This is a genomic window from Micromonospora sp. LH3U1, from assembly GCF_028475105.1.
In the GTDB taxonomy this organism is placed as follows: Bacteria; Actinomycetota; Actinomycetes; order Mycobacteriales; family Micromonosporaceae; genus Micromonospora.
Window position 1 is genome coordinate 1,387,028 of the sequence record NZ_CP116936.1, and the last position, 15,618, is coordinate 1,402,645.

13 protein-coding genes are annotated in these 15,618 nt (G+C 71.0%); 6 read left to right on the forward strand and 7 right to left on the reverse strand.

Going from position 1 to position 15,618, the window contains the following annotated elements; translation table 11 throughout:
- Nucleotides 1–96 precede the first annotated feature (96 nt).
- Entirely contained in the window at nt 97–633 is a 537-nt protein-coding gene (locus PCA76_RS06450) for a hypothetical protein (protein ID WP_272615998.1), read from the forward strand.
- Nucleotides 634–708: 75 nt separating this feature from the next.
- Here the strand turns inward: PCA76_RS06450 and PCA76_RS06455 are convergent, their stop codons facing one another.
- From PCA76_RS06455 to PCA76_RS06480, 6 genes are read right to left on the reverse strand one after another with little or no spacing between them, the layout of a single operon-like run.
- A complete protein-coding gene (locus PCA76_RS06455) occupies nt 709–1,452 on the reverse strand; it encodes a copper homeostasis protein CutC (protein WP_272616000.1) in 744 nt (247 codons plus the stop codon).
- Nucleotides 1,449–2,468, reverse strand: a complete 1,020-nt coding sequence (locus PCA76_RS06460) for an asparaginase (protein WP_272616001.1) — start codon at nt 2,466–2,468, stop codon at nt 1,449–1,451. The genes PCA76_RS06455 and PCA76_RS06460 overlap by 4 nt, the downstream gene beginning before the upstream one ends.
- Nucleotides 2,465–3,334, reverse strand: coding sequence for an amino acid ABC transporter permease (locus PCA76_RS06465; RefSeq protein ID WP_272616002.1), 870 nt, complete (start codon nt 3,332–3,334; stop codon nt 2,465–2,467). The genes PCA76_RS06460 and PCA76_RS06465 overlap by 4 nt, the downstream gene beginning before the upstream one ends.
- A complete protein-coding gene (locus PCA76_RS06470; RefSeq protein ID WP_272616004.1) occupies nt 3,331–3,975 on the reverse strand; it encodes an amino acid ABC transporter permease in 645 nt (214 codons plus the stop codon). The genes PCA76_RS06465 and PCA76_RS06470 overlap by 4 nt, the downstream gene beginning before the upstream one ends.
- A gap of 16 nt (nt 3,976–3,991) precedes the next feature.
- A complete protein-coding gene (locus PCA76_RS06475) occupies nt 3,992–4,960 on the reverse strand; it encodes a glutamate ABC transporter substrate-binding protein (protein WP_272616006.1) in 969 nt (322 codons plus the stop codon).
- 19 nt (nt 4,961–4,979) lie between these two features.
- Complete coding sequence (locus tag PCA76_RS06480) at nt 4,980–5,708, reverse strand: amino acid ABC transporter ATP-binding protein (RefSeq protein ID WP_272619216.1); 729 nt, start codon at nt 5,706–5,708, stop codon at nt 4,980–4,982.
- Between the two features lie 163 nt (nt 5,709–5,871).
- On the opposite strand from PCA76_RS06480, the gene PCA76_RS06485 reads away from it, so the two are divergent.
- On the forward strand, nt 5,872–7,032 hold the full coding sequence (locus PCA76_RS06485; protein ID WP_272616008.1) for an ROK family transcriptional regulator: 1,161 nt from the start codon (nt 5,872–5,874) through the stop codon (nt 7,030–7,032).
- 123 nt (nt 7,033–7,155) lie between these two features.
- On the opposite strand, the gene ilvD is transcribed toward PCA76_RS06485, so the two are convergent.
- Nucleotides 7,156–9,003, reverse strand: a complete 1,848-nt coding sequence (gene ilvD / locus PCA76_RS06490; protein ID WP_272616010.1) for a dihydroxy-acid dehydratase — start codon at nt 9,001–9,003, stop codon at nt 7,156–7,158.
- 128 nt (nt 9,004–9,131) lie between these two features.
- Between ilvD and PCA76_RS06495 the strand changes: the two genes are divergently transcribed.
- The 4 genes from PCA76_RS06495 to ilvC all read left to right on the forward strand — a co-directional run bounded on the left by PCA76_RS06495 (nt 9,132) and on the right by ilvC (nt 15,180).
- Entirely contained in the window at nt 9,132–11,486 is a 2,355-nt protein-coding gene (locus PCA76_RS06495; protein ID WP_442930245.1) for a putative bifunctional diguanylate cyclase/phosphodiesterase, read from the forward strand.
- 188 nt (nt 11,487–11,674) lie between these two features.
- Complete coding sequence (locus tag PCA76_RS06500; protein WP_272616014.1) at nt 11,675–13,558, forward strand: acetolactate synthase large subunit; 1,884 nt, start codon at nt 11,675–11,677, stop codon at nt 13,556–13,558.
- Nucleotides 13,558–14,073 (forward strand): acetolactate synthase small subunit, encoded by a 516-nt coding sequence (gene ilvN / locus PCA76_RS06505; RefSeq protein ID WP_124815780.1) that lies wholly within the window; start codon nt 13,558–13,560, stop codon nt 14,071–14,073. Before PCA76_RS06500 ends, ilvN begins: the two co-directional genes overlap by 1 nt.
- A 93-nt stretch (nt 14,074–14,166) precedes the next feature.
- Nucleotides 14,167–15,180 (forward strand): ketol-acid reductoisomerase, encoded by a 1,014-nt coding sequence (ilvC, locus tag PCA76_RS06510; protein WP_272616017.1) that lies wholly within the window; start codon nt 14,167–14,169, stop codon nt 15,178–15,180.
- Nucleotides 15,181–15,618 lie beyond the last annotated feature (438 nt).

The following is a 15,618-nucleotide window of genomic DNA, read 5'->3' on the forward strand; positions in this document are numbered from 1 at the left end:
GGGCAAGATCTACCGCGTCACGGGCCGCTGCTCAAGAAAGCGGCTGACGGGCAGGCGACGACAGTCGTCGAGCCACGCGGTATCCCGGGGAGCACAATGATCACCGAACATGTCCGAGATGCGGCCGCGACGGCGTTCGTCTTCGGGTTCTTCGCCACCAGTTGGTTCGGCTGGGCTCAGGAAGCGCCCCCGAAACCCTGGCGGCCGGTGCTCATCGCCGGTTCGGTTCTGTCGCTGTTCACCGCCGTCGCCGGAGCGCTCCTCGCGTGGAGTCACTGGTCGGACGGTACGGCGTTCGACGCCGACACCAGCCGGACCTTCGGCATCGTCGTCGGTGTCGAGTTCGCGGCCGCCGCCGTCGGTGCCGGGTTGCTCGCCCTGCTGAAGCGCCGTGAGCTGACCGCCCCCTGGATCGCCCTCGTCGTGGGCGTGCACCTCTTCCCGGTGGCGGCGCTGATCGACTACCCGCTGATCCATCTGGTCGCCGCGCTGGTCACCGTGGTGGCGCTCGCGGCGGTCCCGGTGGCTCGGGCCCGCGCCGTGGCGGTGAGTGCGGTGGTCGGGCTCGGCACCGGCGTCGTGCTCCTGGTCGCCGTGGTGTCCTCGCTGCTCATCGCCCTGATCGCGTACTGAGATTGGCACGAGCGGTGGGCCTGAAGGAGATGGCAGCCTCCTCCAGTCCCACCGCTCGTCAGAGCGCGCGGCGGGTCAGGCGCGAGCGGCGGCGAGCACCTGGCCGACCAGGGCACCCGAGGTGCCCGATCGCTCGTACTCGGGCCGGTTGAGGCTGCCGCCCATCAGCGGTGCCGGGTTGCGGTGCACGGCCGGGCTGTCCGAGCTGACCAGGGCCGCGAAGTGGTACTCGTCGGCGCCCGTCGCCTCGACGATCCGGGCGATGTTGCGCGGGGTGATGCCACCACCCGGCATGATGACGATCCGCCCGGCGGCCCGGCGCACCAGGTCGGCGATGAGCGGAGCACCCTCCAGCACGCTGACCTCCTGGCCCGAGGTGAGCACCCGGTGCACGCCCAACTCGATGAGCTGCTCCAGTGCGGCGTGCGGGTCGCGGGTCATGTCGAACGCACGGTGGAAGGTGATGCTGGCGTCGCCAGCGGCGGCGATCAGACGACGGGTGGTCGGCACGTCGACGTCACCCTCGGCGGTCAGCGCGCCGATCACGATGCCGGGCGCGCCGGCCGCGACCGCAGCCCGTACGTCCCGCTCCATCGCCTCGATCTCGAACGGCGAGTAGATGAAGTCGCCGGCCCGTGGCCGGACGATCACGTGCACCCGGATGCGGGTGACGGCGCGCAGGGTCGTCTCGATGGTGCCCAGGCTGGGGGTCAGCCCTCCGTCGAAGAGCGCGGAGCACAACTCCACCCGGTCGGCGCCCGCCTCCTCGGCGGCGACCGCCCCCTCGACGCTGTCGATGCAGATCTCGAATGTGTTCATGACTCTTCCTTTTCGCTGCGGGACGATGCCGCTTCGGTACGAGACGGTGCCGCGGTCCAATCGATGACGGCGGTGACGGCGCCGACTGGTTCGCCACCGCCGAGCACCGGCACCCGGCGCAGCGCGTCGGCGCCACCCACCGGTACGCCGACCGCGTCGAGGGCGGCGAGCGCGATGGCGGTGGTGGCGCGGGGTGAACCGTCGATCACCTTCACCGCCACCGCGTGACCGTCCGGGGCGGCCACCGCGAGCACGCCCTCCGCACCCCCCTTGGCGAGCACGCCGGGCAGTGCCCGCATCAGGTCGGTGTTCGGGTGGCCGTGCCAGCCGCCCACGTACTCCGGGTGTTGGCGCATGGCCTGCGCGACAAGCGCCTCGTCGGTGCCCGCAGGCGCGGTGACCAACGCCTGGAACGTGCGGGCCAGGCCGGTCAGCGGCAGGCCGAACAACGGTGCGCCGCAGCCGTCGACCGCGTGGTGCGCGAGCGGCGTGCCGGCCAGGCGGGCGACGATGGCGGCGGTTTCCCGCTGGAGCGGATGGTCGGGGTCGAGGTAGTCGTGTGTGCTCCAGGACCGGGCGACGCAGGCGACGAGCATCGCGGCGTGCTTGCCGGAGCAGTTCATCCGGATCCGGTCGCGCTGCCCGCCGGCGCGGATCAGCCGGTCCCGGGTCGGTTCGTCCTCCGGCCAGTCCACCGGGCAACCGAGCGCATCCTCGGTGAGGCCGGCACCGGTCAGCATCGCCCGGACGACCTCGACGTGCCGGTCGTCGCCGGTGTGGCTGCCGGCGGCGAGGGCCAGCGCGGGGCCGGTCAGCTCGTCGCCCGCCACGACCCGACAGGCCAGTGCCTGCACCGGTTTGAGGGTGGAGCGGGGAAGCACCGGCTCGTCGGGTACACCGGCGGCGAGAACGACCTCGCCGTCCGGCGCGAGCACCACGACGCTGCCGTAGTGCCTGCTCTCGACGAAGCCGTTACGGACGACCCGGGCCAGTTCGGCGTAGCGGAAAATGGTCACCGGGTGCTGTTCCCTTCGATGAGCGGCGGGGGCAGATCAGCGGTCCGTCGTCCGCGCCGGCCGCCGAAGCGGCCGTTGCGGGCCTGGAGTACGCGGGCGAACTTCGACAGCGAGGCGTTGACCACCAGGTAGATCAGCGCCACCACCAGGAACGTCTGGATCAGCAGGTGGGTGTACGAGGAGAGCACCTGGCCGCTGTAGAGCAGCTCGGTGTAGCTGACCACGAAGCCGAGCGAGGTGTCCTTGAGCAGCCCGACGAGCTGGCTGACCAGGGACGGGGTGAGCTGGAGCAGCGCCTGGGGCAGGACCACCAACGCCATCACCTGCCCGCGGCGCAGCCCGACGGCGAGGCCCGCCTCGGTCTGCCCCCGGTCCAGGGCCAGGATGCCGGCCCGGAAGATCTCCGCGAACGCCGCCGAGTTGGACACCACCAGCGGCACCACGAGCTTCCAGAACAGCGGGAAGTTCATGCCGTACTGCGGCAGCGCGAACAGCGTCACGTAGATCAGCAGCAGCGTGGGGACGGTCCGGAAGATCTCCACGTACGCGCCGGCCAGCCACCGCAACGGTCGGTGCGTCGACAACCGGCCGAGCGCCAGCAGCAACCCGAGCGTGGCGCTGAGCACGGCCGTCGCGGCGGCGGCACGCACCGTGGCCCACAGGCCGTTGAGCAGGTACCGCCAGATCGGCCAGGTGGTGAAGGGTTCCCACCGGGCGGCGGTCAGCTCGCCGTGGCTGGCGAACTGGTACACGGCCCCGACCGCGGCGCCGGCCAGGAGGATGGCGCCCAGCACGGTGGCGATCCGGATCCGCCGCCGGGCACGGGGGCCGGGCTCGTCGAAGAGGATCTGTTGGGTCTGGTTCATCGGACGATCGCCAGCCTTCGTTCGAGCAGGCCGGTGACCTGACCGATGATCAGCGCCAGCAGCATGTAGGCGAGGCCCGCGCCGGTGAAGACAGCGATCGGCTGAGCCTCGATGAGGTTCACGGTGTTCGCCGCCTGGGTCAGCTCGACCACCCCGACGGCGGCGGCCAGCGACGTGTTCATCAGCAGCGCGATGCAGATGTTGCCGATCGGCTGGATCACCGCCCGCAGTCCCTGCGGCAGGATCACGTGCCGCAGGGACTGGCCGAAGGTGAGCCCGATGGCGCGCGCCGCCTCGGCCTGGCCGACGCCGACCGTGTTGATCCCGGCGCGGATCGCCTCGGCCAGGTACGCCCCCTCGTACACGGCGATGACGATCGCGGCCGAGGTGAACAGCGGGAACGTGATGCCGATGGTCGGCAACGCGAAGACGAAGAGCACCAGCAGGGCCAGCAGCGGCAGGTTCTGGAACACCTCGACGTACGCCGTGCCGATGGCGCGCAGCAGCGGCACGGGGGCGATCCGCAGGGTGGCCACGACGATGCCCAGCAGCATCGCGCCGACCGTGGTCACGACGGTCAGTTCGACCGTCGTGACCAGGCCGTGGCCGAGCTCGCTCAGGTGGGCGGTGAGGGCGTCCATCGGTACGAGAGGATTCTCAGGAGCCGTCGGCGGAACCGAGGGCGGGCGGGGTGGGCGCCCCACCCTCCACGACCGAGCCGAGGGTGCCTTCCCAGACCTTCGCCCACGTGCCGTCGGCCTGGATCTTCTTCAGCCAGTTGTTGACGAACTCCTTGAACTGCGTGTCCTCCCGGTTGAGGCCGATGCCGTACGCCTCGGTGGTGAACGGCTCGCCGACCACCTTCATCCCCGGGTTCGCCTTGGCGCCCGAGGCGAGCAGCGTGAAGTCCTGCACGTACGCGTCGCCGCGCTTCTGCAGCAGAGCCTGCAGCGCCTGCGGGTCGGTACCGAAGGCGATCTGCTTCGAGCCGGGAGCGGCGGAGGGCAGCGCGGTGACCGCGGGGGTGTTCGCCCCGACGATGACGGTCTTGCCGGCGAGGTCCTTGACGCTCTTGATCGAGGTTTCGTCCTTGCGGACCCCGACCGCCAGGCCGGAGGTGAGGTACGGCCCCGCGAAGGCGACCTGGGTGGCCCGCTGCGGGGTGATCGTGTACGTCTGGAAGACCGCGTCCACCGACTTGGCCTGGAGCATGGCCTCCCGGGTCTGGGTGCCGATGGTCGTCGTCTTCACCTCGGGCTTGCCGATGATGTACTTCGCCAGCAGCTTCGCCATGTCGGCGTCGAAGCCCTCGATGGTGCCGCTGACCGGGTTCTGCTGGGCGAGCAGCGGCGCGTCCAGGGATCCGCCGATGTTCAGGTAGCCGCGCTTGCGGATCGCGTCCATGGCCGAGCCGGCCGGGATGTCCGCGTCGGTGGCGACCGGGGCGGCGTCGTACACCGACTGGGCGATGACGCCGTCGCCGCCCAGGCCGGTGTTGCCGGGCAGCGTCGGAGCGCTGCTGCCGCTGTCGCCGCCGCAGCCGGTCGCGGCGAGGGCCACCGCCACCGCGGTGGCGGTGAGGGCGAGCGAGCGCCGCCCGGTGAAGCTCATCTTGAGGATTGACATGACACCCTCCCGTTGGGGGCTAGTGCTGGAGGATCTTGGACAGGAAGTCGCGGGCCCGCTCGGTGCGCGGAGCTGCGAAGAAGTCGTCGGGAGCGCCGGATTCGACGATGCGGCCGTCGTCCATGAAGACGACCCGGTCGGCGGCGCGGCGGGCGAAGCCCATCTCGTGGGTCACCACGATCATGGTCATCCCCTCGGCGGCGAGGGAGACCATCACGTCGAGCACCTCGTTGACCATCTCCGGGTCGAGGGCCGAGGTCGGCTCGTCGAAGAGCAGCACCTTCGGCTGCATCGCCAGGGCTCGGGCGATCGCGGCCCGCTGCTGCTGCCCGCCGGAGAGTTGGGCCGGGTGGTGGTCTGCCTTGTCGGCGATACCGACGCGCTCCAGCAGGGTCATCGCCTGCTGTCGCGCCTCGGGCCGGGCGATCCTGCGGACCCGGGTGGGGCCGAGAGTGATGTTGTCCAGCACCGTCTTGTGGCCGAAGAGGTTGAAGGACTGGAAGACCATGCCGACATCGGCGCGCAGCCGGGCCAGCGCGCGGCCCTCGGAGGGCAGCGGCTCACCGTCGATCTCGATGCTGCCCTCCCCGGCGGTCTCCAGCCGGTTGAGGCAGCGGCACAGGGTCGACTTGCCGGAGCCGGAGGGCCCCACCACGACGACCACCTCGCCGGCGGCCACCGTGAGGTCGATGTCCTTGAGCACGTGCAGCGGACCGAACCACTTGTTCAGGCCGCGTACCGACACCATCGGTCGGTCCGCAGCCGTCGTCCCCGGTGCCACCAGACGCACCCACTTTCTTCGACAACCAAACTAAGTCGGCTTCATTTCGAACCAACAGCGCCATCTAAAGGTAGCCAGGAAACTAAGTCAACCGGTTGCTTGAACAAACTGTGGATGCTAAGAACCTGACGTGACGATTGACGACGCGCCACGCGAAGCCCTCCGGGGCGGCCCCCGGGAGCTCCTGCGCTGGGTGGCCACCGGAGCGGCCGTCAGTCGTGCCGACCTGTCCCGGCTCTCCGGGCTGTCTCCCTCGACCGTTTCCCAGCGGGTCGAGTCGTTGATCAACCAGGGGTTGCTGGAGGAGACCGGTGCCGGGCGGTCCCGGGGCGGGCGACGGCCACGCCAGCTCGCCGTACCCACCGGTGGCGCCGTGGTCGGCGCCATCGATCTCGGTGCGCATCACGCGCGGGTCGGCACACTGGACCTCTCCGGGCGGGTGGTCCAGGGCCGCACCCTGCCGGTCCGCATCGAGGACGGCCCGGAGGCGGTGCTCGGCGCGCTGCTGAGCGAGGTCGCCACGCTGGCGAGCGGTGGCGGATCCGCGGCGGGCATGCTCCGGGGCGTCGGTATCGGCATCCCCGGCCCGGTGCAGCACGCCACCGGTCGGATCGTCAGCCCCTCCCGGATGCCCGGGTGGAACGGCTTCGACGTCGCCGCGTTCTGCGCCGGCCGGGTCGAGGCACCGGTCATCGTGGACAACGACGCCAACCTGATGGCGCTCGGCGCGCACCGCACCGCGCATCCCGAGTTGGACCACGCCGTCTACATCAAGGCTGGCACCGGAATCGGCTCCGGTGTCATCTCCAGTGGACGGCTGCACCGGGGCGCGCAGGGATCGGCCGGGGATATCAGCCACTGCCGGGTGGTGGCTGATCCCGCGCCACCCTGCACCTGCGGCAACGCCGGTTGCCTGGAGGCGGTGGCCAGCGGCGCGGCCCTGGTCACCGCGCTACGTGACCAGGGTGTGCCGGTCGACGACCTGACCGGCGTGATCCGCCTGATCGACGACGGCGACCGCCATGCCACGGCGCTCGCCCGGCAGGCCGGCCGGGCCATCGGCGAGATCCTGGCCGTCGTGGTCAACTTCTTCAACCCGCAGGTGGTGGCCATCGGCGGCCGGCTCGCCGACTGCGAACCCCTGCTCGCCAGCATGCGGGCCACCCTCTACGAGCGGTGCCTGCCGCTGGCCACCCAGACCCTGCTCATCGAGCGGGTCGACAGCGGCCAGGACATCGGCATCACCGGTGCCGCCCACCTGGTGATCGACCATGTCGTAGCGGCCAGCTGACCTCGCCACCGCGATCGTGGCGCGCATGACCGATACGAGATCGCTGATACCGCGGTGTCCGGGCGGACTTGATACCCCGGTATCGCTGATCCCGTGTCGATCACGCAGGCGCAGCCGGGTGCCTTACTCCGGGACGCGGCGGTAGGCGCCGTCGCTGGCTGAGGTGGCCATCGAGGCGTACGCGCGCAGCGCCGCCGACACCGGGCGCTGCCGGTCGGTCGGGGTGTACGGCTTGTCGCGCTTCTCCTCGGCCACCCGACGCGCCTCCAACTCGTCGGACGGCACGTTCAGCTCGATGGTGCGGCCGGGGATGTCGATGACGACCTCGTCCCCGTCGCGGACCAGGGCGATCAGCCCACCGGAGGCCGCCTCGGGGGAGACGTGCCCGATGGAGAGCCCGGAGGTGCCGCCGGAGAAGCGGCCGTCGGTGAGCAGCGCACAGGAGCGGCCCAGCCCACGTCCCTTGAGGAACGAGGTGGGGTAGAGCATCTCCTGCATGCCGGGGCCGCCCTTGGGTCCCTCATACCGGATCACCACCACGTCCCCGGCGACCACCTGCTTGGCGAGGATCGCGGTCACCGCGTCGTCCTGCGACTCGTAGACCTTCGCCGGCCCACGGAAGGTCAGGCAGTCGTCGGGCACGCCGGCGGTCTTCACCACGCTGCCCTCGGGTGCCAGGTTGCCGTGCAGGATGGCCAGCCCACCGTCGGCGGAGTAGGCGTGCTCGCGGTCCCGGATACAGCCGCCCGCCGCGTCGGTGTCCAGCGACGACCACCGGTTGGTGGTGGAGAACGGCTCGGTGGTGCGCACCCCGCCCGGGGCGGCATGGAACAGCTCGACGGCAGTCGGTGTCGGGGAGCCGCCGCGCACGTCCCAGTCGGTCAGCCACTGCGCCAGCGAGGGGGAGTGCACGGCGTGCACGTCCCGGTTGAGCTGCCCGCCCCGGTCCAGTTCGCCGAGGATCGCCGGGATTCCGCCGGCGCGGTGCACGTCCTCCATGTGGTAGTTCGGCGAGTTCGGAGCGACCTTGGCCAGGCACGGCACCCGCCGGGAGATCGCGTCGATGTCGGCGACGCCGAAGTCCATCTCCGCCTCACGCGCTGCGGCGAGCAGGTGCAGCACCGTGTTGGTGGAGCCGCCCATCGCCACGTCCAGGGCGACCGCGTTCTCGAAGGCGGCCTTGGAGGCGACCGTGCGGGGCAGCACCGAGTCGTCGTCGCCGTCGTACCACCGCTTGGAGATCTCCACGACGGTGCGGCCGGCCTCGACGAAGAGGGACCGGCGCGCGGCGTGGGTGGCCAGCGTCGAACCGTTGCCGGGCAGCGCCAGCCCGATCGCCTCGGTGAGGCAGTTCATCGAGTTGGCGGTGAACATCCCGGAGCACGAGCCGCAGGTCGGGCAGGCGGAGCGTTCGATCTCACCGAGCTGCTCGTCGGTGACCGCCTCGTTCGAGGAGGCGATCATCGCGTCGATCAGGTCGATCTTGCTGTGCACGACGCCCTCGATCGCCATCGTCTTGCCGGCCTCCATGGGACCACCGGAGACGAAGACGGTCGGGATGTTGAGCCGCAACGCGGCCAGCAACATCCCAGGGGTGATCTTGTCGCAGTTGGAGATGCAGACCAGGGCGTCCGCGCAGTGCGCGTTGACCATGTACTCCACCGCGTCGGCGATCAACTCCCGGCTGGGCAGCGAGTAGAGCATGCCGCCGTGGCCCATCGCGATGCCGTCGTCGACAGCGATGGTGTTGAACTCCCGACCCACCCCGCCGGCCTCCGCGACCGCGTCGGCCACCAGGCCACCCATGTCCTTGAGGTGTACGTGACCGGGCACGAACTGGGTGAAACTGTTGGCGATGGCGACGATCGGCTTACCGAAATCGTCGTCGGTCATCCCGGTGGCCCGCCAGAGGGCCCGGGCGCCGGCCATCGTCCGACCGTGTGTGGAGGTCCTCGACCGCAGCTCAGGCATGCGTACCAGCATGACACCGCCGCCGCGCCAACCCTCCCGGGTGTACGCCGTGTCCCAACAGATGCACACCCAGCCCCCCACGGCGAGCGCGCATCCGGCACTCTTGGAGCGTGCATCTCCCCCCGGGCATGGTCGCTGTCGCGGCGCTCAGCGGGCTCGTCGCCGTGGTGGCCGTCGTGCTGCTGACCGTGGTCGCCCGACGGCGCACGGGGCCGCGCCGACCGGCGCACCTGCTGCTCGCCGCAGCCGCCGGGGTCGCTCTGCTCAGCCTGCTGGGAGGGGTGGTCGCCGCACTCGGCGCGCACGACCACTGGGCCCACGAGCAGGGGCAGCGGACGAGTTGGGCGACCGTGGTGGCGATCGGCACGGCGGTGAGCGGGCTGGCCTTCGCCGCCGGTCTGCTCCGGCTGCCCGGGGTGGCCGCCACGGCGGCGGGGACGGCCCGGCTCGCCCTGGACGGGTTGGTCATGGCGGCCGCGCTGTGGTTCGTCGGCTGGGTGCTCTTCTCCGAACCCACCCGGCTGCTCGGTGCCGCGACCCCGGTGGCCTGCCCGGCGATCCTGCTCGCCACGGTGAGCGCCGCTCTCGGTGCCGGGCTCGCCGTGATCGTCGTCTTCCGGGCCGCCGCTCCACGTCGACGGCTCGCCGCGCTGGGCGCCGGCATCAGTGCGGTGACCTGCGGCGGCCTGGGTCTCAGCGCCGGGCTCTGCCAGGCCGGGCCGACCATGGCGCTGACCGGTGCGACAGTGCTCGCCGCCGGCCTGCTGACCGTGGCGCTCGCGGTACACCGGGCCGACCGGCCCGGCCAGGTCGAGCTGGACCTGATCGGTCGCGACGGCGAGTACGCGATCGCCCCGATGCTGGCGATGGCCGCCTCGGCGATGTACCACCTCGTCCAGGACGGCCGGTTCACGGCGGCGGGCATCGTGGCCGGCAGCGTGGAGGGCTTCGCCCTGGTGGCACGGCAATACCTCACCCTCCGCGACGTCCGGGGGTACGCGGACCGCCTGGCCGAGCGGGAGGCGCACTTCCGCGAGCTGGCGCACACCGATCCGCTGACGTCGCTGGCCAACCGGCGCGGGCTGCTCCGCACGCTTCATCAGAGCGCCGCGGCGCGCACCCCGTGTGTGCTGCTCGGTCTCGACCTGGACGGCTTCAAGCACGTCAACGACATGCGTGGCCACGACGTGGGCGACGCCGTGCTGGCCGAGGTGGGCCGACGGCTGCGGGGCAACCTACGCCCCGGCGACGTGGCGGCCCGGCTGGGCGGCGACGAGTTCGCCGTACTCATGCAGGGCCGGCCGGTCGAGGCGGACCGCGTCGCCGAACGGTTGCTCGGGGTGCTCAACCGACCGTACGACCAGCAGGAGGGCCCGGTCTTTCTGTCGGTGAGCATCGGGGTGGCCGGGTGGGCCGGCGAGCCGGACGTGGAGCTGCTGCTGCGCCACGCCGACCTGGCCCTGCGCTACGCCAAGCAGCGCGGCAAGAACCGGATCGAGCGGTACGACGCCGCGTACGACCAGCTGTTGCGTCGGCGTACGACGGTGGAGCACGAGCTGCGCGGTGCCATCGACCGCGACGAGCTGCGGTTGGCGTTCCAGCCGGTGGCGTCGCTGCCGTCGGTGCGGCCGGTGGGCGCCGAGGCCCTGCTCCGCTGGCACCACCCCGAGCTGGGCAACGTCCGTCCGGACGAGTTCATCCCGCTCGCCGAGGAGTGCGGCATGATCGCCTCGCTCGGTGCCTGGGTGCTGCATCAGGCCTGCTACCAGCTCTCCCGTTGGCTGGCGGACGGGCACGACGTGTGGGTGTCGGTCAACGTCTCACCGCGCGAGCTGCACGCCCCGGAGTACGTGGTCCAGGTGGCCGAGGCGCTGCGCGCCCACCACGTGCCGCCGCAGCGGCTGGTGCTGGAGGTCACCGAGCACGCGGTCGCCACCGACCTGGACGAGCTGATCCGACGGCTGACCGCCCTGCGGTTGACCGGTGTCCGGATCGCGCTGGACGACTTCGGGGCCGGCTATTCGTCGCTGGGGCAGTTGCGCCGGCTGCCAATCGACATTCTGAAGATCGACCACAGCCTGGTGGCCGAGCACGAGCCGGTCCACCCGGTCGGTCAGGACGGCCCGGCGTTCGCGCCGATGGTCGACATCGTGATGCGACTGGGCCACCAACTGGGGCTTGAGGTGATCGCCGAGGGGGTGACCAACCCGACCGAGCTGGCCGCGGTGGTGGCCGCCGGCTGCCGGTTCGGCCAGGGCGCGCTCTTCGGCTGGGGGGTGCCCGCCGAGCACCTGGAGGCGATGTTGGAGGCGGCCACCTCACCAGGTGCGCGGCCTGCTCCGCTGCCCACGCCGCGCCGGGTTCCGGGTGGTTCCGGGCAGCTCAACCCGCCTGCCGATGGCGCGTCGTCGGCCAACGCGCCGACCTCCGTTAACCAACATGTGGGATCAGTTGACTCATCGCGTGAGATGCGTCAGGCTTAGCCGCATGTCGTCGTACCGGTCGCTGCGAGTACTTACCTGAGCGCACTCTCCCTCGTTGAGAGTGCGCTGGCCCCGTGCATCTGCACGAGGGCCGTTTTTATTGCCATCGGAACCTGGCGAGGCGGGCCCCGCCCGTGTCGCAACGCTTGACTAGCCACCAGCCACTCCAGCCGAAGGCCAGAACCGCCATGACGAAACCCACGCCCGAGACCCTCGCCCACACCGCCCGCCGGGCCCGCGCGGCCGCCGACCCGGCCGTCGACGTCGACCCCACCGCCGCACGTGGCGCGGCCACCCCGGCCGTCCCGGCGGTACGGCCCTCCGCTCCGGCCCAGGTTTCCGGGGCCGGCTCGCTTGTGCGGTCCCTCGAGGCGCTCGGCGTCGAGGTCCTCTTCGGCATCCCGGGCGGCGCGATCCTGCCGGCGTACGACCCGCTCTACGACTCCACCGTCCGGCACATCCTGGTTCGGCACGAGCAGGGCGCGGGGCACGCGGCGACCGGGTACGCGCAGGCCACTGGCAAGGTCGGCGTCTGCATGGCCACCTCCGGCCCGGGCGCGACGAACCTCGTCACCCCGATCGCGGACGCGTACATGGACTCGGTGGCGATGGTGGCGATCACCGGGCAGGTGGCCAGCCCGTCGATCGGCACCGACGCCTTCCAGGAGGCGGACATCCAGGGCATCACCCTGCCGATCACCAAGCACAACTTCCTCGTCCAGACCGCCGAGGAGATCCCGCGGGTGCTGGCCGAGGCGTTCCACCTGGCCAGCACCGGCCGGCCCGGCCCGGTCCTGGTCGACATCCCCAAGGACGTGCTCCAGGCACCGACCACCTTCGCCTGGCCGCCCGTCCTGGACCTGCCCGGATACCGGCCGACCCTGCACCCGCACGGCAAGCAGATCCGGGAGGCCGCGCGGCTGATGGCCGGTGCCCGCCGTCCGGTGCTCTACGTGGGTGGCGGGGTGCTCAAGGCCGGGGCCACCGACGGGCTGCGCCGGTTGGCCGAGCTGACCGGCATCCCGGTCGTCACCACGCTGATGGCGCTCGGCGCGTTCCCCGACTCACACCAGCAGCACCTGGGGATGCCCGGCATGCACGGCACGGTCGCCGCCGTCTACGGCCTGCAGAAGGCGGACCTGATCGTCGCGCTGGGCGCGCGGTTCGATGACCGCGTCACCGGCAAGTTGGACTCGTTCGCCCCGGACGCGACAGTGGTGCACGCCGACATCGACCCCGCCGAGATCGGCAAGAACCGGCACGTCGACGTGCCGATCGTCGGAGACGCCAAGCACGTCATCGACGAGCTGCTCGCCGCGGTGACCGTCGAACGGTCGGCGGGGCGCACCACCGACCTGGGTGACTGGTGGACCCAGCTGGACGACCTGCGCAACCGTTACCCGCTGGGCTACGACGAGCCGGCCGACGGCACGCTCTCCCCGCAGTACGTGATCAAGCGCCTGGGCGAGATCGTCGGCCCCGACGCGATCTTCGTGGCCGGGGTGGGCCAGCACCAGATGTGGGCGTCCCAGTTCATCTCCTACGAGAAGCCGAACACCTGGTTGAACTCCGGCGGCCTCGGCACGATGGGCTACGCGGTGCCGGCGGCGATGGGCGCCAAGGTCGGCAAGCCGGACACGGTGGTCTGGGCGGTGGACGGTGACGGCTGCTTCCAGATGACCAACCAGGAGTTGGCCACCTGCGCGTTGGAGGGCATCCCGGTCAAGATCGCCGTGATCAACAACGGCAACCTCGGCATGGTCCGGCAGTGGCAGACACTGTTCTACAACGAGCGCTACTCCAACACCGAGCTCGGCACCCACAAGCACCGCATTCCCGACTTCGTCAAGCTGGCCGAAGCGCTGGGCTGCGTCGGGCTGCGCTGCGAGAACGCCGCCGACGTGGACAAGACCATCGCCGCCGCCATGGAGATCAACGACGCCCCGGTGGTGATCGACTTTGTGGTCGGCAAGGACGCGATGGTCTGGCCGATGGTCGCCGCCGGCACCAGCAACGACGAGATCATGTTCGCCCGTGGCGTCCGCCCGGCCTTCGACGAGGATGACATCTGATGACAATGCACACTTTGTCGGTGCTGGTGGAGAACAAGCCCGGCGTACTCGCCCGGGTTTCGGGCCTGTTCTCCCGGCGCGGGTTCAACATTGACAGCCTCGCCGTGGGCGAGACCGAGAACCCGGACGTCTCCCGGATCACCATCGTGGTCAACGCGGAGTCGTCCCCGTTGGAGCAGGTCACCAAGCAGCTCAACAAGCTGGTCAACGTGCTCAAGATCGTTGAACTGGATCCGCAGGTCTCGGTTGCCCGGGAGTTGCTGCTGGTGAAGGTTCGCGCCGACCGGTCCGCGCGGTCGCAGGTGCTGGAGACCGTCAACCTGTTCCGCGCCCGGGTGGTCGACGTCGCACCGGACACGCTGACCATCGAGGCCACCGGCACCCCGGACAAGCTCGACGCGCTCCTGCGCGACCTCGAGTCCTTCGGCATCAAGGAAATGGTCCAGTCCGGGCTGGTGGCGATCGGGCGCGGCTCGCGTTCGATCACCGCCGGTCCCGCGCTGCGGGCCGCCTGACCCGCCGCCGGTCGGCCCCAGCGGGCCGTCCCGGAATCCATCCGCACAGACCACGACGGGCCGCCCCGGCCGTCGTACGAAAGGGAAGTTCTCATGAGCGTTGAGGTGTTCTACGACGACGATGCCGACCTCGGCCTGATCCAGGCCAAGAAGGTCGCGGTGATCGGCTACGGCAGCCAGGGCCACGCCCACGCGCTGTCGCTGCGTGACTCCGGCGTCGACGTGGTGATCGGCCTGCCGGAGGGCTCGAAGAGCCGTTCCAAGGCCGAGGAGCAGGGCCTGCGGGTGGTCACGCCGGCACAGGCCGCCGCCGAGGCCGATGTGATCATGGTGCTCGCGCCGGACACCGCCCAGCGCGCCCTCTACACGGAGTCGATCGCGCCGCACCTCGCCCCCGGCAAGGCGATCTTCTTCGGCCACGGCTTCAACATCCGGTACGGCCTGATCAAGCCGCCGGCCGAGGTGGACGTGGCGATGGTCGCGCCCAAGGGCCCCGGCCACCTGGTCCGCCGCCAGTACGCCGACGGCAAGGGCGTGCCCTGTCTCGTCGCCGTCGAGCAGGACGCCAGCGGCAACGCGCTCGCGCTCGCCCTCGCGTACGCCAAGGGGATCGGTGGCACCCGGGCCGGCGTGATCAAGACCACCTTCACCGAGGAGACCGAGACCGACCTCTTCGGCGAGCAGGCGGTGCTCTGCGGCGGCGCCTCGGCGCTGGTGCAGACCGGTTTCGAGGTGCTCACCGAGGCGGGCTACGCCCCGGAGGTCGCCTACTTCGAGTGCCTGCACGAGCTGAAGCTGATCGTCGACCTCATGTACGAGGGCGGCATCGCGAAGATGCGCTACAGCATCTCCGACACCGCCGAGTACGGCGACCTCTCCCGTGGCTCGCGCATCATCGACTCCCGGGTAAAGGACGAGATGCGCAAGATCCTGGGCGAGATCCAGTCCGGCGAGTTCGCCCGCGAGTGGGTCGCCGAGGACGAGGCCGGCCGGCCCAACTTCACCAAGTGGCAGGCCGAGGGTGCGGCGCACCCGATCGAGGAGACCGGCAAGAAGCTGCGCGGCATGATGAGCTGGGTCGACCGCCCGATCACCGAGACCGCCTGACCGCCCGGCCCAACCGGACGACATTTCCCGACGGTCCGGGCCGGTGCTCTCCCAAGCGCCGCGCCCGGGCCGTCCGGCATGCCACCTGTCGAGGCGCCGCCCGCCCGCAGGCCGGGCTGAACGGGCAAGATCCGCACAACAGCAGGAATGTTGGCCCCTCAGGCTCCCCTGAGGCAGCACTTTCCCTGCTGTTGCGCGGATCTTGGCACGGCGGGCAGGCGCGAGCGCGCCCACGGCCGGTGCGCGCGAGCGCGCGGGCACGACATCGACGTCTTGGCGCAGCGACCGTATCGGTCAGGTGAACGGCCGATGTCCGCCGTCCGACCCCGCGTGTGAGGGCCCTCACCCCGCAGACCGGAACACGTCGACCAACGAGGCCCCTACGATCGCGGGTAGGTGCGCAGCCGGCACCTGACGGCCACGGCACGGATCAGCGCG